The sequence below is a fragment of the Saccharothrix sp. CCNWYY140 genome (assembly GCF_037401995.1).
In the GTDB taxonomy this organism is placed as follows: domain Bacteria; phylum Actinomycetota; class Actinomycetes; order Mycobacteriales; family Pseudonocardiaceae; genus Actinosynnema.
The window spans coordinates 23,555-41,941 of record NZ_JBBEGC010000028.1 but is presented as its reverse complement, the minus strand read 5'-3'; the positions used below and the strand labels follow the sequence as shown (position 1 = coordinate 41,941).

Below are 18,387 nucleotides of genomic sequence, written 5' to 3'. Positions count from 1 at the left end.
GGGTGGAGGGTGGGAGTCGTGAGCGGGTGGGGGCGGGGTGGGTTTGTCACCCGCTTGGCGGATCCTTGATTGCGGGTGAAAGCACCGCAATTCGGCGGAGCTTCGGGGTCGTTGCGTTTTCCGCGATTGCTGCTAACCTTCCGCTCCAATTGAGATCCGTGGTGGGGGCACGGGTTGGTCGCGAGTTCGACTCACGTCTTGACCCGGAGGGCGCGTGCGCATGGCCGCAGGCCGATTAGTGGGATTGTCCGTCGCCGGAGTGGCCGTTCTGGCGGTCGGAATAGTGCTCGGGACGCAATTGGTGCCGGAACCGACGCCCGTGGCGTCCTCTGTGGAATCACTGTCCACTCCCCGCACCACCGCCACCACGACCACCACGTACGACCCGGAACCGGGCACGACCTGGCTCTCCGACCGCGAGCCCACCGCCGGCACCACGCCCGACACCGAGAACGACCGGGGTCCGTGGACTTCGGGTCGGGCCAACGTGCGCGGGAACATGCGGGAGAAAGCGTGGAGGGTCAGCGGGGCCTGGTGCGGAAAGGCGCAGTTGGCTTTCACACTTGACAGGCAATTCACCCGGCTCACCGCACAAGTCGCCATCGCCGGGGACTCGCCGGACACCAGGCCGCTCGATTTCTACGTGATGACGGATGGCACAAGATCCGTCGAATTCCAACACGTCGGGAAAGCTCCGCAACCGGTCGACATAGCGCTCACCGGCGTCCAGAGCCTGGCGATCGGCGTCGAACCGCCCGACGGCGACGCCACCCGCTGCCCCGGCCCCGAACGGGTCGCCGTGTGGGTCGAAGCACGCCTGATCCCACTGCGCTGAACGCACGACACACGCGAAACGCACGACACGCACGAACACGCGAAACGGCCGGCCTCGCCGAAGAGCGGGAGGCCGGCCGTTCAGCGGGCGATCACTGGTAGCAGGGCTTCTCGAACTTGTAGTCCTTCGCCGTCGACCCCACGAAGAAGTCCTCCACCAGCGTCACACCGGTGGGAGCGGCGTCGTCGGGCTTGTAGATCAGGCTCTCCCGCACCACGCCGTCGTTCGGGCTGCCGGAGAACTTGCCCGCGCCGGAGGGCAGCATCCCCTCGTAGTCGACCTGGTCCAGCTGCCGCACGGCGTTCAACAACCCCGCCCGGGTCAGGTCCTTGTTGGCGACCGCCTTCTCCAGCGCCGCCTTCAACGGGTACGACCAGACCCACCCGGCGGTGTAGCCGTCGTTGGGCGTCACGCTCGGCAGCGCGTCCCGCATGGCCTTGTGGCCCGGCGTGTCGGTCGCCCACGCCTTCCACGGCGCCGACTGGTAGTACAGGGCCTTGATCGCGGGCGCGGCCGGGGACTTCAGCAGGCCCGGGTTCCACGTCGGGGACGTGCCGATGAACTTGCCCTTGTACCCGCGTGCCGCCGTCTGGCCGATGATCACCGCCGCGTCGGTCGGACCCGTCGTGAGGATCACCAGGTCGGGCTTGCCGGACACGATCGCGTCGATCGCCCCGCCCTGGTTGTCCTGGCCGGTCTGGGTGACCACGGACGAGAACGTGGCGCCGCGCTTCTCCGCCGCGATCTTGGCGCCGGCCGCCGCGTCGTCGCCGTAGTCACCGGGCAGGTGCACGGCCATGACGCTCTTGGTGCCCAGCTTCTCCACCGCGTAGTCGACGGAGTTCATCGACTCCAGGCAGTAGTTCGTGCCGGACTCCAGCACGACCTCCTCGTGGCCCCACAACGACGTCCACGACGCGGGCACGCTGACCATCTGCGTGTTCTCCAGGTCGGGCAGGATCGCCGCGGTCGTGGGCGAGCCGAGGGTCTGCGCCAGCGCCAGGATCTTGCCCTTGATCTCCTGGTAGACCTGGTTGTGGATCTGCGGGTTGTACTTGTTGTCCTTGACGTGGGTCGTGACGTCGACGTCGTAGCCGCCGATGCCGCCCTGGTCGTTCACCCGCTTCCAGAACGCCTTCTGCGCGTCGGTGATCGGCACCGCCAGCGTCTTGAACGGCCCTTCGGTCAGGTCCGAGATCGAGCCGAGGTAGATGCAGCCCCGGTCGCTGTGGCCGGTCTGCGGGCAGGCCTCGCTGGTCACGCCGAAGTCGACCTTGACACCGCCCTTGCCCTCGGCCGGGGCCGCGCCGTCACCTCCCCGGCAGGCCACGGCGGTGAGCGCCAACGCCGAGAACAACACGAGCACCGCTCTGTGACTCCGTGCGGACATCCGTTTCACCCTTTCAGTACGAGAAAGGCCAGGTGCGCCAGTAGTTGCGGACGCGAACCCAAATCCCGAACAGGCCTCGTGGCTCGACGATGAGGAACACCACGATCAGCAGCCCGTACAGGACCGCCTCGACCTGGAACACCGTGATCACGCCCGTCGCATCGGTGCTGATGAACGGCAGCACCGTCGGGAGTTCCCGGGTGATGCGCGGCAGCAGCGTGATGAACAGGGCGCCCATGACCGCCCCCGAGATGGTGCCCGCACCGCCGATGAGCACCATCGCGATGTACTGCACCGACAGCAGCAGGTTGAACGACCCGGGGTCGAAGAACCCGTTGACCACGAACAACAGCGCACCCGCGACCCCGGCGTAGAACGACGAGATCGCGAACGCCAGCACCTTGTACCTGGTGAGGTCCACGCCGATGACCGCCGCCGCGAGGTCCCGGTCCCGCACCGCGGCGAACGCCCGCCCGATCCGCGATCGCACCAGGTTGCGCGCCAGCACGCCGAAGATCACCAGGAGCACGAACATCAGCAGGTACAGCTGCTGCGGACCGGTGAAGAACTCGCTGGGCCGGTCCAGCCGCACCCCGAACACCTCGGGCACCGCCGCCGGTCGACCGACGCCCGGCCCGCCGGTCAGGTCGTCCCACTCCCGGAAGATGTGCTCGCCCAGGAAGACCAGCCCGAGCGTCACGATCGCCAGGTACAGCCCGCGCAACCGCACCGCCAGCGGCGCCACGATCACGCCGAACAGCGCCGCCACCAGCCCCGAGGCCAGCAACCACACCGGCAGCGACGTGACGCCGAACCCCAGCACCCGCCCGTCCGGGTCGCCGGACAACGCCGCACCCGTGTAGGCGCCGATCGCCAGGAAGAACGCGTGCCCCAACGACACCTGACCCGCGTACCCGGTCACGATGTTGAGCCCGATGGCCCCGATCGCCGCCACGAACCCCGTGGCCAGCAACATCAACAAGTCGTCCGTCACGGCGAACGGCAACAGCAGCGCGAACACCACCAGCGCCCCGGTCCACGCCCGCTTCGGACGCGTGTTGAGGAACGCCATGTCCTGCCCATAAGAGGTGTACAGCTCGGGGCGACCCTTCAGACCCTTCACAGCCGCTCCACCTCCTTGCTGCCGAACAACCCGTAGGGCCGCACCAGCAGCACGACCAGCATCAGCGCGTACGGCGCCACGAGGGCGAAGTTGGGTCCGAGCCAGGGCGCCACATCTCCTTGGTAGGTACCGACCAGCGACTCCACGACCCCCACGGCCAACCCGCCCGCGACCGCGCCGCCCAGCGAGTCCAGGCCACCGAGGATGATGGCCGGCAGGGCTTTCAGCGCGATGATCCACAGCTGCTGGTCGACGCCGGCGCCGGTCGCGACGAACACGCCGGCCAGCGCCGCCAGCCCGCCCGCGATCGCCCACGACAGCGCGAACACCGACCCCACCGAGATCCCCTGGGCCATCGCCACCTCCTGGTCGTAGGCGACCGCGCGCATGGCCAACCCGACCCGGGAGAACCGGAAGAACGCGAACAGCACGGCCACCACGACCCCGGTGGTCCCGAACATCACCAGGTACCGCTCCTGCACCTCGACGCCCAGCAGGGAGACCGTCGACAGCCCCCACGGGTCGCCGACCTGCCGCACGTCCAGGCCGATGAACGCGTTGGTGACCACCCGCACCACGACGTCCACGCCGATGGTGATGATCGCGACCACGAACACCGGCTTGCCGATCATCGGCCGCAGCACGGTCCGCTCCACGCCCAGCGCCAGCACGGCGATCAGGACCGCCGCGACCGGCACCGCCACGAAGAACCCGACCTCGGCGGCCAGGTAGCTGACCAGCACCGCGCCCGCGAGCATGAACGCCGGCTGCGCGAAGCTGATCACCCGCGTGGACTTGTAGATGATCACGAAACCCAGGGCCAGCAAAGAGTAGATCGACCCGGTGCCCAGCCCTCGGATCAGGCTCTGGAGGAATTCACTCACCGGGTGCCTCCCGAGTACATGTCGTCCACGAGGTCCCCGAACACCTTGGCCAGCGCGGACCGCTTGACCTTCTGCGTCGCGGTCAGCTCGCCGTCCTCGTGGTCGAGCTCCTTGGGCAGCATCCGGAACTTCTTGACCTGCTCCACGGACGCGAACTTCTCGTTGACCTTGGTGACGATCCCCTGCACCAGCTCCTTCACCTCCGCCTTCTCCGACAGGTCCCGGTAGGTGGTGTAGGCGATCTTGCGGTCGCGCGCCCAGTGACCGACCGTGTCGTACTCGATGCCGATCAGCGCGACCAGGTACGCGCGCTGGTCGCCGACGACGACGGCTTCCTTGATGTAGGGCGAGGTCTTCAGGGCGTTCTCGATCTCCGACGGGGCCACGTTCTTGCCGCCGGCGGTGATGATGATGTCCTTCATCCGGTCGGTGATCCGGACGTGCGTGCCGTCCACCCACTCGCCGACGTCCCCGGTGTGCAGCCAGCCTTCCTCGGTGACCGCGCGCCGCGTGGCCTCCTCGTCGCGCCAGTAGCCCTTGAACACGCCCGCGTGCCGGGTCTGGATCTCGCCGTCCTCGGTGATCCGCAGCTCCACGGCGTCGTGCGGCTCGCCGACCGTACCGACCTTGACCCGGCCGGGCCGGTTCGCGGTGGCGATGGCGGAGTTCTCGGTCATGCCGTAGACCTCGTGCATGGGCACGCCGATCCCCATGAAGAACTTCAACACCTCGGGGGCGATCGGCGCCGCGCCGGAGGCGGCGTAGCGGACCCGGCGCATGCCAATCCGCGTGCGCAGCGCCCGGTAGCAGAACAGCCAGCCCACGGCGTACTTCAGCCGCGTGGACGCGGTGTGCCGCCCGCCGTTGCGGACCAGTTCCTCGCCGATCCGGTCGGCCACGCGCAACCAGAACTTCGTGGTCACGCGCTTGAGCCAGGTCGCCGAGGACGCGCCGATGGTCACCGCCGCCAGCACCTTCTCCCAGATGCGCGGCACGCCGAACAGGATCGTCGGCTGCACCTCGCGCAGGTTGGGCTGCACGGTCTCGATCGACTCGGCGAAGTGCACCTGGATGCCCGCCGACGCGCTGAACCACGTCGTGAAGATCCGCTCGGCCACGTGGCACAGCGGCAGGTAGGACAGGGTGACGTCCTTCGGCGACGGCGGTGGCGAGGTGAACCCGCCGCCCTCCACCAGCGTCTCGATGGCGAACTCGACGTTGGCCACGGTCAGCATCGCGCCCTTGGGCGGGCCGGTCGTGCCGGAGGTGTAGATCAGGGTCAGCACGTCCTCCGGCTCGACCTGGCGCATCCGGTGCTCGACGGCGTCGGGCTGGGCGTCGCGGTGCTCGGCGCCCAGAGCGAGGAACTCGTCCCACGCCATCAGCTTCGGGTGGTCGTAGCGGTGCCGGATGCCGCGCGGCTCCAGGTAGACGATCTTCTCCAGGTCCGGCAGGGCGTCCAGCACGGCCAGCGCCTTGTCCACCTGCTCCTGGTCCTCGGCCACCAGCACCCGCGCGCCCGAGTGGGACAGCAGGTAGGCGACCTCGCCCGCCGGGTTGGTCGGGTACAGGCCGACGGTGATCGCGCGGACGGCGGTGATCCCGATGTCGGCGTAGAGCCACTCGCGCCGGTTCTCGGAGTGGATCGCGACCCGGTCGCCGGGGTCGACGCCCAACGCCAGCAGGGCGTGGCCGACCAGTTCGGCCGACGCCCAGTACTCGCGCCAGGTGACCTCCTGCCAGATGCCGAAGTCCTTGGCGCGCAACGCGACCGCGTCCGGGTTGGCGGCGGCGCGGTCCCGCACGCGGGAGGCGACGGTCTTCGCGGTGGTCGTCGTCGCGGTGGTCATGCCACACCTCCGACCGTCTTGTGCTGCTCACCCAGGTAGGCGCGCACGACGTCGGGGTCGCGCTGCACCTCGGCCGGCGTGCCGGTGCGGATGGGCTTGCCGAAGTCCAGCACCATGACCCGGTCGGCCAGCTCCATCACCAGGCCCATGTCGTGCTCCACCATGACCATCGCGATGCCCAGCTCGTCCCGGACGTCGAGCACGAACCGGGCCATGTCCTCGGTCTCCTCGACGTTCATGCCGGCGACCGGCTCGTCCAGCAGCAGCACCTCGGGCTCCATCGCGAGCGCCCGGCCCAGCTCGACGCGCTTCTGCACGCCGTAGGGCAGCAGGCCCACGGGCAGCCGCCGCCACTGCTCCAACTCCAGGAAGTCGATCACGTCCTCGACCGCCTGCCGGTTGGCCAGCTCCTCGCGCTTGGCCCGGCCCAGCCACGCGAACGCGGACAGCGCCCCGTAGCGCATGTGGTTGTGCCGGCCGAGCATGAGGTTGTCGACCACGGTGAGGTGGGCGAACAGCTCGATGTTCTGGAAGGTCCGGGCCACGCCCAGGGCGGCGATCCGGTGCGGGCGCATCCCGAGGACCTCCTGCCCCTTGAAGCGCACCGAGCCCTGCTGCGGCCGGTACACCCCGGACAGGACGTTGAAGATCGACGTCTTGCCCGCGCCGTTGGGCCCGATGATCGCGAACAGCTCGCCCGCGGCGACGCTGAACGACACGCCGTCGACCGCCTTGACCCCGCTGAAGGAGAGGGCGATGTCCTGGACTTCCAGCACGTTGTCCCCGGTCACGACAGCCACCGCTTCCGCCGCTTGTAGTGCTTGACGTCGCGGAACGACGACGTCGTGCCCTCGGCGCGCAGGCCCAGGTAGAACTCGCGCACGTCCTCGTCGGCCAGCAGCGCGACCGCGGGCTTGTCCATGACGACCTTGCCGGTCTCCAGGACGTAGCCGTGGTCGGCGATGGACAGCGCCATCGTGGCGTTCTGCTCCACCAGCAGCACCGTGGTCCCCTGCTCGTTGATCTTGACGATGAGGTCCCGGATCTGCTGCACCATCAGCGGCGCCAGCCCCAGGCTCGGCTCGTCCAGCAGCAGGTAGCGCGGCTCGGACATCAGCGCCCGGCCGATGGACAGCATCTGCTGCTCGCCGCCGGACAGGTAGCCCGCGCTCTGCCTGCGCCGCTCCTTGAGCCGGGGGAACAGCTCGTACATCCGCTCCAGGTTCTGCTTGAGCGAGCGCGGTCGGGCGTGCCCGCCGATGCGCAGGTTCTCCTCCACGGTCAGTTCGGCCAGGATGCGGCGTCCCTCCAGCGCCTGCTTCACGCCCAGGCTCGCGATCCGGGCCGGTGAGGACCGGTGGATCGGCTTGCCGTCCAACGTGACGGAGCCTCGGGTCACCTTCCCGTCGTGCACGTCGAGCAGGCCAGAGAAGGCCCGCAGCAAGGTGGTCTTCCCGGCGCCGTTGGCGCCGAGCAACGCGACGATCCGCCCTTCGGGGATGCGCAGGCTCACGCCGCGCAACACGAGCATCACGTCGTCGTAGACCACCTCAAGGTTGTTCGCCTCCAGCACCGGCGCCTCCGGGTGGGTGTCGGGGAGGCGAACAGTATGACGCCGGTCACTTGTTTCCTACCACCGTTCGCAAACCGTGACATTCGGGGGGTTCGTCCCTGTTCGGCTTTCACGATTCTGTTGCGCAGTCCTGTGTGGACGGGGGTGTAGGCGGGTCACGGCCCGGGTATGCGGGAGCCATGAACAGGGCGGTCGAGCTTCGAATGGCGGCGCGACCGGCCAGTCTGTCCACCATCCGCGCCGTCGCGGGCGCGGTGGCCCGGTCCACGCCGTCGTTGGCGGTCGACCTCGTGATCGCGGTCGACGAGGCCTGTTCGACGCTGATCACCCGCGCGCACGACCACGCCGTCCTGGCCTGCCGGTTCGTCCGAGACGGTGATTGTGTCCGCTTCCGGGCACAGGTCCGCTCATCGGCCGTGACCGTGCCCGATCACCGGTCGTTGTACTGGCGGGTCGTCTCCGCTATGGCCGACACGGTGGCGACGTGGGTGGACGGTGACGGCCAGTTGCACGTCGAACTGAGGTGCCGGGCATGAACGCCGTCGACTACCAGCCGCTGTTCGCCGAACTGGCGGTCACGCAGCGTGACGCGTCGCGCTATGCCCAGCTGCGCGACCGGCTGGTGACCGAGCACCTGCCCCTGGCCCGGCACATCGCCGACCGGTTCGCCGAGCGCGGCGAGTCGGTGGAGGACCTGCGGCAGGTCGCGGCCCTGGGGTTGATCCACGCGGTGGACCGGTTCGACGTGGCGCGCGGGATCGACTTCCTGGCCTTCGCCGTGCCGACGATCACCGGCGAGGTCCGCCGGTACTTGCGTGATCAAGGATGGGCCGTGCGGGTGCCGAGGCGGCTCAAGGAGCTGTGCACCTCGATCGACACCGCCCGGGTGGAACTGGCCCGCCGCACCGGCCGCTCCCCCAAGCCCACGGAGGTCGCCCGGCACCTGGGCATCAGCGTGGACGAGGTCTACGAGGGCCTGCACGCCACCTCCGCCCACCACCTGCTGTCCCTGGACGCCCTGGACGACGAGGAACTCGACGCCGACCGGCTCAGCTCCGACGACCCCGCCCTGGAGGTCGTCGAGTTGCAGCACGCCCTGGACCCGATGCTGCGCGGCCTGCCCCGGCGCGAGCGGCGGATCGTGGTGCTGCGGTTCTTCCGGGGGATGACGCAGAGCCAGATCGCGGACTCGGTCGGGGTGTCCCAGATGCACGTGTCCAGGCTGTTGAGCCGTTCACTGGCCCGGTTGCGCTCTCTGCTCGATGATGTGTGACGAGCGAGAGGGGTGGTCGCCGTGGTCGCAGTCCGGAACCTGTCCTGGCCGCAACGCGCCGCGCTGGCAGTCGGCGTCGCCCTCCTCGTGTGGGGGGCGGTCGACCTCGTGGCCGGGCGGGCGGCCCTCGGTGTGCTGCACGTGGTGACGGGCGCGGTGATGTCCGTGGCGGCCTTCCGGGTCCGGGCGGAGCGGCTGGTCGGCACCCTCATGGGCGTGGTGTTCCTGGTCGTGTTCGTGTTCGGCGCGGGTCAACCGGGCGGGGCGTTGGACGCGGGCGTGGTGGGCAACGGCGTGCACCTGCTGCTCGGGTTTACCTCGGTGGCCATCGCGGAGAGCTGCGTGTGGTGCGAGCAGCGGGCGCGACGGCGGGCGGACGCCCGACAGGCCCGGCGGCGGCCGGCCTGAGTCGGTTGAGTCGAGTCGGGCTCGGCTGCGGTCGAGCTGAATCGGCGGGTTGCGGTCGGCTGGGCGGCGGTTGCGCTGAGTCGCCGGCGGGTACCTCATCGGGGTGAGCTGAACACGCCGGGAGGACCGCGATGCGCACGACGCATTTCCAGGACGTCGTCGGAGCCGAGGGCCCGTTCGTGTCCGTGTGCCTGGACGTGGGCGAGCACGTTGCGTTGCGATGGCGCGCCATGCGGGACCAGTTGGAGGCGGAGGGTGCGTTCGGCGACCTGCTGGACCTGGTCGACCAGGCCCTGAGCGAGCAGTTGGGTTCCGTGGGGCGGGGGTTGGTGGTCGGCGACGGGCGCGTGCTGGTGGACGAGCCGTTGCCGATGGCGCCTTCCGGTTTCGTGGCACGGTTCTCCTCGCTGCCTTATGTACTGCCGATGGTCGACCTGGCCGAGCCCTTGCTGCCGCACGTGGTCGTGCGGGTCGACGAGCACGGGGCCGAACTGCGCGGTGTCGACGCCGGTGGTCGACCGGTGGCGGTGGCGTCGGTCGGCGCCCGCGAACGCCGGTTGGACGCCTCCGAGTTGGCCGACGTGGCCCTGGAGGCGACCGCACTGGTCGACCGGCTGAGCGCGCCACTGCTGGTGCTGGCGGGACCGCTGTCCGCCCGCCGATCGGTGCGGGTGGCGCTGCCGGGCCGGTACCACCGCCTGGTCGTCGAGGTGGAGGGCGCCCCGGACCGCGCGGTGCTGCACTTGGCGGGCCGGGCCAACCAGGACGCGCGGCGTCTGGTGGTCCAGCGGTTCCGCGACGAGGTGACCGGGTTGACCGGTCGGGCCGTGCACGGGTTGGAGCCGGTGAGCGAGGCGTTGGCCGAGGGACGCGTCGAGACGTTGTTGTTGACCGACGCGGTGGTCGGGTCTCGAATGGCCGACGGCGGGCGGGCCGACGAGGTGCTGCCGCTGCTCGCGGTGGCGGGTGGCGCGGAGATCGTCCTGGTCGGTGGCGCGGTTCGACTGCACGAAGACGTGGGAGCGATCCTGCTGCCGGACTAGCGCTTCGAGCGGCGGGAGCGGGGGGTCAACAGGTCGATCACGGCCTTCTCGTTGACCTCCCGGTCGTCCGACACGGAGCCGAGGACCGTCCCCTTCTCGAACAGGTCCACGACCCTCGGGTCCACATAGGACTTCCGCGCGACCGCCGGCGTGTTGCCCAGGTGCTCCGACACCTCGCGCATCACGGCCGCCTCCACCCGCTTGCGCCCCCGCTTGGACTCCGGCCGCCCCTGCTCCGCGAACGCCACCGCCGCCAGGACGGTCGCGTGCCACGTGCGCAGGTCCTTCACCGAGTACTCCTCCCCCACCAGCTCCTTGAACCGCTCGTTCACGTCCTCCGCCGTCACCCCGCGCCCGCTCCGGTCGGTCAGCAGCCGCTCGTCCCCCGACCGGCCGCGCAGCAGGGACTTCACCGCTCGGGCCAGGTCCGCGTCCACGACCTGGGTGCCTAACTCGATGCCGCCCTTCGCCGGGTAGCAGAAGTCCACAGTGGACCCGCGCACCGTGACGTGCGAGCACAGCAGGGTCGCCACCCCGTACGTCCCGTTGTCCTCGGCGTAGGACTCGCCGCCCACCCGGAACACCCCCCGGTCCAGCATGGCCAGGGCCACCGCCACCACCCGGGAGAAGCCCCGGCCCCGGCCGCGCAGCTCGGTCAGCACCCGGGACCGGAAGCCGGGCAGGGACGGGGCCAGGTCCAGGACCCGGGAGTGCTTCTCCTCGTCGCGCGCCTGGCGCCAGCGCTCGTGGTAGAGGTACTGGCGGCGGCCCGCCGAGTCCGTGCCGACCGCCTGGAGGTGGCCGTTCTCGTGCGGGCACACCCACACGTCCTGCCACGCGGGCGGGATGACCAGGGATTTGATGCGGGCCAGCTCGTCGGGGGTCGGGGTCGCGCCGTCGGCGTCCACGTACCGGAAACCCCGGCCGTGGCGCACGCGGCGCCAGCCCGGGCCGTGGGGATCGCTTCGGCGCAGTCTCACCTCGTCGAGGTGCCCGCGCGACCGGGAAGTGAAACTAGGAGGGTTGAGGTGCCGCCGGAGTGGGTATGGGACGCCCATGACCCAGACCTGGACCGTGGGCGTCGAGCAGGAGTTCCTGCTGGTCGACCCCGAGTCGCGCCGGCCGGTGCCCGCGGCGGAGGCGGTCGCGTCGCACGCCGGTGCGCGCTTGGACGTGCAGCGGGAGTTGACGCCCTTCCAGATCGAGGTCGCCACGCCGGTCTGCCACACCGCCGAGGAGCTGGCCGACCAGGTCGTGCTCGGTCGCGCGCACCTGGCCAAGGCCGCGCACGCCGCCGGGTGCCGCCTGCTGGCCTCCGCCGTCCCGCCGGTCGGGACCGCCGGACCGCCGCCGGGCACCGACGACCCGCGCTACCGGCTGATGGAGGGCTCGCACCGCAAGCTGCTGGGCGGCCAGGGCGTGTGCGGGCTGCACGTCCACGTCGGCGTGCCCGACCGGGACACCGCCGTCCGCGTGTCCAACGCGCTCAGACCCTGGCTCCCGACACTGCTCGCGCTCAGCGCCAACTCGCCGATCGTCGCCGCCGAGGACAGCGGCTACGCGAGCTGGCGCTCGATCGTGTGGTCCCGCTGGCCGGTCGGCGGACCGCCACCGCACCTGCGCTCCGGCGAGCACTACGACCACCTCGTCCACACGCTGCTCCAGACCGAGGTGCTGCTGGACGTCAACATGGTCTACTGGGACGTCCGGCCCTCCTCCCACGTCCCGACGGTCGAGGTGCGGGTCGCGGACATCCCGCAGACCGCCCACGAGACCGTGGTCATCGCCGAACTCATCCGGGCCTTCGCCCGCACCGCCGCCGAGTCGCCCGACGCCGCGCACGTCGACGACGTGCTGCTGCGCGCCGCCTACTGGCGCGCCGCCCGCGACGGCTACGACGGGCTGGGCGTCGACCCGCGCACCGGCGCCTTGGTCCAGGCCCGGCGGCTGGCCGCCGAGATGGTGGAGTTCAGCGCCGACGCGCTGCGCGACGCGGACAGCCTGACCCTCGTGGAGGGCCACCTGGAGTGGCTGCGCACCAACGGCAGCGGCGCGGCCCGGCAGCGCAGGGCGTTCGGCGCCTCGCCCGACGGCCGTGAGCTGGTCGACCAGCTGCTGGCCGCGACGGTCGACGACATGCGTTCCGGACTACCGTGGAGCACGCACCGCACCGGCGGTGCGCGATGAGAGAGGAGACCGGGGTGCCAGAACCCGGGGCAACGCTGGCGTCCGTGCGGACCGACCGGCCGGCGGACGGGGTGGTGGTGCTGCGCGTGTCCGGCGAATTGGACACCAGCAGCGCGGACGAGCTGGCCAAGCCGCTGCGGGACACCCTCGTGACGGGGGTGCAGGCCGTGGTGGTGGACCTGTTGGAGGTGCGCTTCCTCGGGTCCGCGGGCCTGGAGGCGCTCGTCACCGGCAGCAAGCGGGCGACCGAGTTGGACGTCCCGCTGGTGCTGGTCGCGGCCGGCCGGGCCGTGCTGCGGCCCATCGAGGCAACCGGCCTGACCTCGGTGTTCACCATCGTGGACACGGTCGAGGACGCCCTGACGAAGGTCGGCAGCGCCTAGAACCGCCGGCGAACCACACGGATGGCACAGCGCACAGCCCCTTCCCGGGGCAGTGCGCTGGCCGGCTCGACAACCCACCGCGACCGCGCCGCGGGCACGGTCCGCGGCCCCAACCACACCCGGACCTGCGGCGGCGGCACCCGTTCACGTGGATCGGGTTCGGGCCGAGCCAGGAACAGCCAGCGCAGCCGGGGACCGGGAATCGCCAGGATCGGCCCCAACGCCCCAGCCGCGCGCAGCTCGTGGCTGACCTCCGCGCCCCAACTGGCGGGCACCTCCACAGCCACCGTGCGCTCATCCAGGACCAGGGTGTCGTCCACGTGCCACATGCCCGATGATCTTGGGCCGGACGCATGTCGGGAATGTGTCGGACCACAACGCCCCGCGTTAATCCTGCCCGATGTCCTCGAACCACAGTTCGGGCCGCTCAGCGATGAAGTCGGTCATCATCGCCACACACTCGGGGTCATCCACCAGCGTGATCTCCACCCCGTGCTCGGCAAGCCAGTCATGCCCACCGTGGAAGGTCCGGGCCTCCCCGATCACCACCCGCCCAATCCCGAACTGCCGAACCAGCCCACTGCAATACCAACAGGGCGACAGGGTGGTAACCATGATCGTGTCCCGGTAGCCACGCCGACGACCAGCAGCCCGAAAGGCAGCCGTCTCAGCGTGCGTAGACGCATCCCCATCCTGCACCCGCCGGTTGTGCCCACGCCCAAGCAGGTTGCCACCTCGATCGAACAGGGCAGCCCCAATAGGAATCCCACCCTCGGCCAACCCAGCCCGAGCCTCTTCCACCGCCACCGCAAGCATGTCCCGTACATCCACCCCGCCCACGCTACTTCGGCGGCAACCCCCCAACGAACTCCCGCGCCCGCCCAACCCAGTCCGACAACCCGGAGTCCTCGTCCAACACGGCCCCATCCACCAGCAACCACCCCCGCATCGGCTTGCCGGTGACGTCGAACGGCCGAACGCCAGGCAACGCCAGACAGTCGTCCTGAGCCTCGACCCCAACCCGGACGATCATGTCGTCACCATGCACACCGACCAGCATGTTCCCGTTGAGCAGGAACGCAATCCCACCAAACATCCGCTTGGCCGAAACACCGGGCAGCCCCTCAACTTCCTCCCGGATCCGCTCGGCAAGCGTCTCGTCATAAGCCATGCCAAAGAGCCTACCGAGCGGCAGTCCGCCGGGGATGACACAACTCAACTTGGGCTTCTTGCTTGTGTCATCCCCGTATGGCCCGCCCGAAGGGCTACCACATTTTCCGTGGGTTGCAGCCGAAAGTTTTTACGAGGAACGAGCAAAGTTTTACCGTACTAAGCCCGCAGCCCGTCGAGATAAAGGCACAAGAAGCGCCGCCAGTCCCCAGGAGCAGTGCGGATCACCTGCGACACCGCCGATGTGAGCACCGCCAGATCCGCCACGGTGAAGTCCTCCCGCAACTGCCCAGCGTCCCGCGCACGAGCGATGAGCGCCTCCGCGTGCCCAACACCCCGCGCGCACACCTCTTCCACCTGACCCGACAACGGAACCCGGCGAGACAGTGCGTCGTTCAACCCACGATCCTGCGCCTGCAACGCGAAGACACCCTCCAAGAACGTCACAAACCCCAGCCACGGGTCAGGGTCGGCCAGCGCCTCCGCAGCGACATGGTCAAGAGCGGCCAGACGCTCCGGAAAAATCGCGTCGACCAAATCATCACGCGTCGGGAAGTGCGCGTACAGCGTCCCGATGCTGACCCCCGCCTGCCGCGCGATGTGCTCCAGCGGCGCGTCCAGACCTCGACCAGCGAACACCTCCACCGCCGCAGCCAGCAGCTTCGCCCGGTTGCGGGCGGCGTCGGCGCGGAGCGGCTTGGAGGGGGCGGGCACGACCCCATCCTACAAAGTCGAGGGCACCCTCAGGTTTGTGCTAGCGTCGGAGACAAGTCGAGGGTGGCCTCGACTTTGACGCCATTGGGGGTAGCAATGTCCACAGTCGTCGTGCTCGGGGCCGGGCCAGGGCTCGGTATGTCGATCGCGCACCGTTTCGGCCAGGAGGGCCGCAAGGTCGCGTTGGTCTCACGCAGCGCCGAACGCCACCCCGGCTACGTCGCCGCATTGAAGGCCGCCGAAGTGGAGGCTGAGGCGTTCACGGCGGACGTACGCGACCGGGACCAACTCCTGTCCACAGTGGACACGATCGTCGACCGGCTAGGCCCGGTCGAGGTGGTCTATTACGGCCCGGCCGACCTGGGCACGCGACCCCAGCCGATCACCGAGACCACATCCGCCGACGTCACCGACGCGATGTCCTGGGTGCTCCCAGCAGTCGACGTCGTCGGTCACGTGCTGCCGGGGATGGTCGAACGGGGTACCGGCGGCCTGCTGTTCGCCGGCGGGTTGAGCGCGGTGGTGCCGATGCCACCGCTGGGTGCCCTCGCGCTGTCGTCAGCCGCCCTGCGCAACTACGCGCTCACCCTCAACGCCGCCCTCGCAACTCAAGGGATCTACGCCGGCAGCCTGACCATCGGCGGGCTGATCGAGCGCGGCGACATCCACCGAGCACTCAGCGGGCAAATCGACGGGGTCAGCACCCTGAACCCAGACGACCTCGCCGACGCCGCCTGGAACCTCTACTCCCAGCGCGACCGCGCCGAGGTCACTTTCTCCGCGCTGCCCGACCACGCCCCGCTGTCCTGATCACGCACCAAAACACAGGAACCCAACGCCGGCGGCGAACTCCGCGTCGCCGGCGTCCAGGTGCGCGGCCCGCGCCCCGGCCAAGGCCACCGCAGGCGCCTGCCCCTCACCCAACCGCCGATGCAGATCCACCATCAACGGCGTGGTCACCTCCGCCGGCACCGGCACCACAGGCGCGACCAACGTGCGCGTCCCCAACCCCAACAACGCCGCCGTGAACCCCATCAGCTCATCCCCAGGCCGCACCGCCGACAACCCCGAGTCGCACGCCGACAACACAACCCGCGCAGGCGGGGTGCGCAAGCGTTCCAGGTCATAAACGGTCAACGGCCCATCGGCCAACTCCAACGCCGAGAACAACGGGTTGTCCGCACGAAACGAGCCATGCGCGGCGACATGCGCCAGCGGCGCACCATCCATCGCCGAAGCCACCGCATCCACCGTCGCGTCCGCCCCGACCAGCACCGACGCCTTCCCAGCCAACCGGGAGACAGCAGCGATCTCGGTAGGCGCAGCGGGCAGCCGCGGCCCAGCCGCGAGCACAGCGCGGTCATGCGGCACCCGCGAAGACGACGCCGCCCGGAACCACACAGTCGCCGACGGCGCCACGGTCACCGACCGCTCCCGGCACCCCGGCAACGCCGACCACGGCAAACCACCCAACACCCCAGTCGGCGCAAGCACCAACGGACGCCCGTCCACCCGACGCACCAGCGGCGCCAACAGCCGACGCTCCAAAGACGACGCCGCGTGCTCCGCGCCCGCCCGCACGGCCACGCGGTCCATGTGCTCGGGCAGCGTGACCAGCCGGTGCAACGCGAAGCGCAGCAACCGGATCTCGCGCACCGCACCGTCCACCGGCCCCAGCCGGTGCAGGCTCGCCCGCCCACCCGCGACGACCACGGCGAGCAGCGTGCCCTCGAAGTCCACGTACTCCACCAGCGCCGCGTCGCCCAGCGCCCACGCCAGGTCCGGCACGGCGGGCGGCCGGTCCACCGCTCCCCCGCCGCTGGCCTGCCGGGTCAGCTCGCGCACCCGCTGCTCGCCGCGCAACTGCCGCTGCTTCAACGTCGCCGTGGGCTTGCCGTCCAGCAGCGCCAGCTCCAGGTCCGAGGTCACCGCGCGCAGCTCGGCCAGCGCGTCGGCCAGGCCCGAGTCCTCGGGCGGCCGGGCCCGGGTCATCCGCAGCGCGCCCGCCCGCCAGCTCTCCGCCCACGTCAGCACGCGCCCGGCGTGCCCGGACGCCACCGCCGACCGCAGCCCCTCCAGCGCCAGCGCCTTGCCCTGCGCGCCGCTCAACGCCCGCAGCTCCGCCGCGCCCAACGACACCCGGTACTCGTCCAGCAGCCGCAACCCGCGCCGCAACGCGCTCTGCGCGCCCCGCCGGTTGCCTTCCAGGTCGCGCCGCAACGCCTCGGCGTACCAGCCCTGCACGCGGTGCGCCGCCGGACCGCCCCGCCGCGCCGCGCCCGCCGTGGACAGCTCGGTCAACGCCCGTCGCCGGTCACCGAGGTCCCGGGCGATCAGGGCCGCGTCCACCCGGGCCTCCAGGGCGGCCATCCGCCAGCCCAGCGCGTCCAACCGGGACGCCACGCGCGCCATCGCCGTGCCCAGCTTCCGGGACCGCTCACCGCTGAGGTAGGCCGCGCGCAGCTCGACGTGTCGGGCGCTGACCTCCCACACCTCGCGCTTCTCCCGCCGGAACCCCTCCCGCGCGGAGGCCGCCATCCGCACGGCCGACTCCAGGTCGCCTTCCAACAACGCGATCCGCGCCCGGTAGAACATCGCCTCCGACCGGGCCAGCACCAAGCCCTTGCCCAGCTCGGCCAGCGCCCGGTCCGCCGCCGCCCGCGCCTCCTCCAGCAGCGGCACCGACACCAGCAGCTCCAGCCGGTTGATCAGCAGGTTGGGCCGCGGCACCTCCAGCCGCCGGTACTCCCGCTCGGCCTCGGCGAACATGGTCAGCGCGCGCGGGACGTCCCCGGCGCGGGACGCGGAGATGCCCGCGTTCCACCGCACGTCCGCCACCGCCAGCTCCTGGTCCAGCTCCCGGTACAGCTCGGCGGCGCGGTCGAAGTCCTCGTCGGCCGCCTTCAGGCCGCCGGTGTAGGCGCGCAGCAGGCCCCGGTTGTTCAGCGCCCGCGCCTCCACCAGCCGTTCGCCGAACCGCCGCACCACCTCGATGGCGCCGTTGTAGTCGCGCAGGGCTTCGTCGTAGCGGCACAGGAAGTGCAGCACCAGACCGCGTTGCATCCGGCCGCTGCCCGCGTCCACGCCGCGCAGGTCCGGCAGGGCCTGGTTGATCGTGCGCAGCGCCTGCGCGTGGCGGCCGAGGTTGGACAGCACGAACGCCAGGCTCATGCGGGCCAGCGCGGCCGACCGCGCCAACCCGGCGTCCTCGGCGATGCGCACCGACCGCCGCAGGTGCCGCAGTGCGGCATCGAAGTCGTGCAGCTCGCGCAGCGACAACCCGATCGCGCGTTCGGCCGTGGACGCCTCCTCGGCGTCGCCGACGGCACGCGCGGCGCGCAACGCCGAACGGCCCATCGCGAGTGCCGCGTGCGGGTCCCGTTGCCGGGCTTCCAGCGCAGCGGCGGCGGAAACCCCGGCCACGGAAGCCACCTTATTACCCGGAACGCTGTGGTAGCTTGATCAAGCCTTGATCAAGCCCGTCGCCGTGTTGTGAGGCCGCCGTGTCCGAGCCGTCGAACAGACCCGAGCTGTACCAACGGGCTTTCGCAGAA

Annotated in this window: 20 protein-coding genes; 8 read left to right on the top strand and 12 right to left on the bottom strand. The window is 70.5% G+C overall.

What is annotated here, in order from left to right; genetic code table 11:
* Nucleotides 1-301: 301 nt before the first annotated feature.
* The gene (locus tag WBN91_RS15750; protein WP_337723938.1) at nucleotides 302-835 is read left to right on the top strand and encodes an NPCBM/NEW2 domain-containing protein; all 534 of its coding nucleotides are present in this window, start codon (nucleotides 302-304) and stop codon (nucleotides 833-835) included.
* Nucleotides 836-926: 91 nt separating this feature from the next.
* On the opposite strand, the gene WBN91_RS15745 is transcribed toward WBN91_RS15750, so the two are convergent.
* From WBN91_RS15745 to WBN91_RS15720, 6 genes are read right to left on the bottom strand one after another with little or no spacing between them, the layout of a single operon-like run.
* Entirely contained in the window at nucleotides 927-2,225 is a 1,299-nt protein-coding gene (locus WBN91_RS15745; RefSeq protein ID WP_337723937.1) for an ABC transporter substrate-binding protein, read from the bottom strand.
* A gap of 13 nt (nucleotides 2,226-2,238) precedes the next feature.
* Complete coding sequence (locus tag WBN91_RS15740) at nucleotides 2,239-3,348, bottom strand: branched-chain amino acid ABC transporter permease (RefSeq protein WP_337723936.1); 1,110 nt, start codon at nucleotides 3,346-3,348, stop codon at nucleotides 2,239-2,241.
* Entirely contained in the window at nucleotides 3,345-4,232 is an 888-nt protein-coding gene (locus tag WBN91_RS15735; protein ID WP_337723935.1) for a branched-chain amino acid ABC transporter permease, read from the bottom strand. The genes WBN91_RS15740 and WBN91_RS15735 overlap by 4 nt, the downstream gene beginning before the upstream one ends.
* Entirely contained in the window at nucleotides 4,229-6,082 is a 1,854-nt protein-coding gene (locus WBN91_RS15730) for an AMP-dependent synthetase/ligase (protein WP_337723934.1), read from the bottom strand. Before WBN91_RS15730 ends, WBN91_RS15735 begins: the two co-directional genes overlap by 4 nt.
* On the bottom strand, nucleotides 6,079-6,873 hold the full coding sequence (locus WBN91_RS15725) for an ABC transporter ATP-binding protein (protein WP_337723933.1): 795 nt from the start codon (nucleotides 6,871-6,873) through the stop codon (nucleotides 6,079-6,081). Before WBN91_RS15725 ends, WBN91_RS15730 begins: the two co-directional genes overlap by 4 nt.
* Nucleotides 6,870-7,655 (bottom strand): ABC transporter ATP-binding protein, encoded by a 786-nt coding sequence (locus WBN91_RS15720; protein ID WP_337723932.1) that lies wholly within the window; start codon nucleotides 7,653-7,655, stop codon nucleotides 6,870-6,872. The genes WBN91_RS15725 and WBN91_RS15720 overlap by 4 nt, the downstream gene beginning before the upstream one ends.
* A 203-nt stretch (nucleotides 7,656-7,858) precedes the next feature.
* Here WBN91_RS15720 and WBN91_RS15715 point away from each other — a divergent pair, with 203 nt between their 5' ends.
* The 4 genes from WBN91_RS15715 (at nucleotide 7,859) to WBN91_RS15700 (ending at nucleotide 10,379) form a co-directional block, all read left to right on the top strand.
* Nucleotides 7,859-8,191, top strand: a complete 333-nt coding sequence (locus tag WBN91_RS15715; protein WP_337723931.1) for an ATP-binding protein — start codon at nucleotides 7,859-7,861, stop codon at nucleotides 8,189-8,191.
* Nucleotides 8,188-8,928 carry a SigB/SigF/SigG family RNA polymerase sigma factor gene (locus WBN91_RS15710; RefSeq protein WP_337723930.1) on the top strand — a complete coding sequence of 247 codons (741 nt, stop codon included), beginning with the start codon at nucleotides 8,188-8,190 and terminating at the stop codon, nucleotides 8,926-8,928. The genes WBN91_RS15715 and WBN91_RS15710 overlap by 4 nt, the downstream gene beginning before the upstream one ends.
* Nucleotides 8,929-8,949: 21 nt before the next feature.
* On the top strand, nucleotides 8,950-9,336 hold the full coding sequence (locus WBN91_RS15705; RefSeq protein ID WP_337723929.1) for a hypothetical protein: 387 nt from the start codon (nucleotides 8,950-8,952) through the stop codon (nucleotides 9,334-9,336).
* Between the two features lie 131 nt (nucleotides 9,337-9,467).
* Nucleotides 9,468-10,379, top strand: a complete 912-nt coding sequence (locus tag WBN91_RS15700; protein ID WP_337723928.1) for a hypothetical protein — start codon at nucleotides 9,468-9,470, stop codon at nucleotides 10,377-10,379.
* Here the strand turns inward: WBN91_RS15700 and WBN91_RS15695 are convergent.
* Nucleotides 10,376-11,359: a DNA topoisomerase IB gene (locus WBN91_RS15695; protein ID WP_337723927.1), complete on the bottom strand. Its 984-nt coding sequence runs from the start codon at nucleotides 11,357-11,359 to the stop codon at nucleotides 10,376-10,378. The two genes, WBN91_RS15700 and WBN91_RS15695, sit on opposite strands and share 4 nt — an antisense overlap.
* A 76-nt stretch (nucleotides 11,360-11,435) precedes the next feature.
* Here WBN91_RS15695 and WBN91_RS15690 point away from each other — a divergent pair, with 76 nt between their 5' ends.
* Together WBN91_RS15690 and WBN91_RS15685 are read left to right on the top strand one after the other, a co-directional pair.
* Entirely contained in the window at nucleotides 11,436-12,566 is a 1,131-nt protein-coding gene (locus tag WBN91_RS15690) for a carboxylate-amine ligase (protein WP_337723926.1), read from the top strand.
* A 14-nt stretch (nucleotides 12,567-12,580) separates the two neighbouring features.
* Entirely contained in the window at nucleotides 12,581-12,949 is a 369-nt protein-coding gene (locus WBN91_RS15685) for an STAS domain-containing protein (RefSeq protein WP_337723925.1), read from the top strand.
* On the opposite strand, the gene WBN91_RS15680 is transcribed toward WBN91_RS15685, so the two are convergent.
* The 4 genes from WBN91_RS15680 to WBN91_RS15665 form a co-directional block, all read right to left on the bottom strand.
* Nucleotides 12,946-13,278 (bottom strand): hypothetical protein, encoded by a 333-nt coding sequence (locus WBN91_RS15680; RefSeq protein ID WP_337723924.1) that lies wholly within the window; start codon nucleotides 13,276-13,278, stop codon nucleotides 12,946-12,948. The genes WBN91_RS15685 and WBN91_RS15680 overlap by 4 nt on opposite strands.
* A gap of 58 nt (nucleotides 13,279-13,336) precedes the next feature.
* Entirely contained in the window at nucleotides 13,337-13,765 is a 429-nt protein-coding gene (locus WBN91_RS15675; protein WP_337723969.1) for a nucleoside deaminase, read from the bottom strand.
* A 25-nt stretch (nucleotides 13,766-13,790) separates the two neighbouring features.
* Nucleotides 13,791-14,120 (bottom strand): TfoX/Sxy family protein, encoded by a 330-nt coding sequence (locus WBN91_RS15670; protein WP_337723923.1) that lies wholly within the window; start codon nucleotides 14,118-14,120, stop codon nucleotides 13,791-13,793.
* 158 nt (nucleotides 14,121-14,278) lie between these two features.
* Nucleotides 14,279-14,833, bottom strand: a complete 555-nt coding sequence (locus tag WBN91_RS15665; protein ID WP_337723922.1) for a TetR/AcrR family transcriptional regulator — start codon at nucleotides 14,831-14,833, stop codon at nucleotides 14,279-14,281.
* A 96-nt stretch (nucleotides 14,834-14,929) separates the two neighbouring features.
* Here WBN91_RS15665 and WBN91_RS15660 point away from each other — a divergent pair, with 96 nt between their 5' ends.
* Entirely contained in the window at nucleotides 14,930-15,643 is a 714-nt protein-coding gene (locus tag WBN91_RS15660) for an SDR family NAD(P)-dependent oxidoreductase (RefSeq protein WP_337723921.1), read from the top strand.
* On the opposite strand, the gene WBN91_RS15655 is transcribed toward WBN91_RS15660, so the two are convergent.
* Nucleotides 15,644-18,256, bottom strand: coding sequence for a CHAT domain-containing protein (locus WBN91_RS15655; RefSeq protein WP_337723920.1), 2,613 nt, complete (start codon nucleotides 18,254-18,256; stop codon nucleotides 15,644-15,646).
* Between the last annotated feature and the right edge of the window lie 131 nt (nucleotides 18,257-18,387).

Coding starts and splice junctions, on each gene's coding strand:
- WBN91_RS15745 (WP_337723937.1), bottom strand. CDS start 2,225: ATGTCCGCACGGAGTCACAGAGCGGTGCTCGTGTTGTTCTCGGCGTTG.
- WBN91_RS15730 (WP_337723934.1), bottom strand. CDS start 6,082: ATGACCACCGCGACGACGACCACCGCGAAGACCGTCGCCTCCCGCGTG.
- WBN91_RS15715 (WP_337723931.1), top strand. CDS start 7,859: ATGGCGGCGCGACCGGCCAGTCTGTCCACCATCCGCGCCGTCGCGGGC.
- WBN91_RS15710 (WP_337723930.1), top strand. CDS start 8,188: ATGAACGCCGTCGACTACCAGCCGCTGTTCGCCGAACTGGCGGTCACG.
- WBN91_RS15700 (WP_337723928.1), top strand. CDS start 9,468: ATGCGCACGACGCATTTCCAGGACGTCGTCGGAGCCGAGGGCCCGTTC.
- WBN91_RS15690 (WP_337723926.1), top strand. CDS start 11,436: ATGACCCAGACCTGGACCGTGGGCGTCGAGCAGGAGTTCCTGCTGGTC.
- WBN91_RS15680 (WP_337723924.1), bottom strand. CDS start 13,278: ATGTGGCACGTGGACGACACCCTGGTCCTGGATGAGCGCACGGTGGCT.
- WBN91_RS15675 (WP_337723969.1), bottom strand. CDS start 13,765: ATGCTTGCGGTGGCGGTGGAAGAGGCTCGGGCTGGGTTGGCCGAGGGT.
- WBN91_RS15670 (WP_337723923.1), bottom strand. CDS start 14,120: ATGGCTTATGACGAGACGCTTGCCGAGCGGATCCGGGAGGAAGTTGAG.
- WBN91_RS15660 (WP_337723921.1), top strand. CDS start 14,930: ATGTCCACAGTCGTCGTGCTCGGGGCCGGGCCAGGGCTCGGTATGTCG.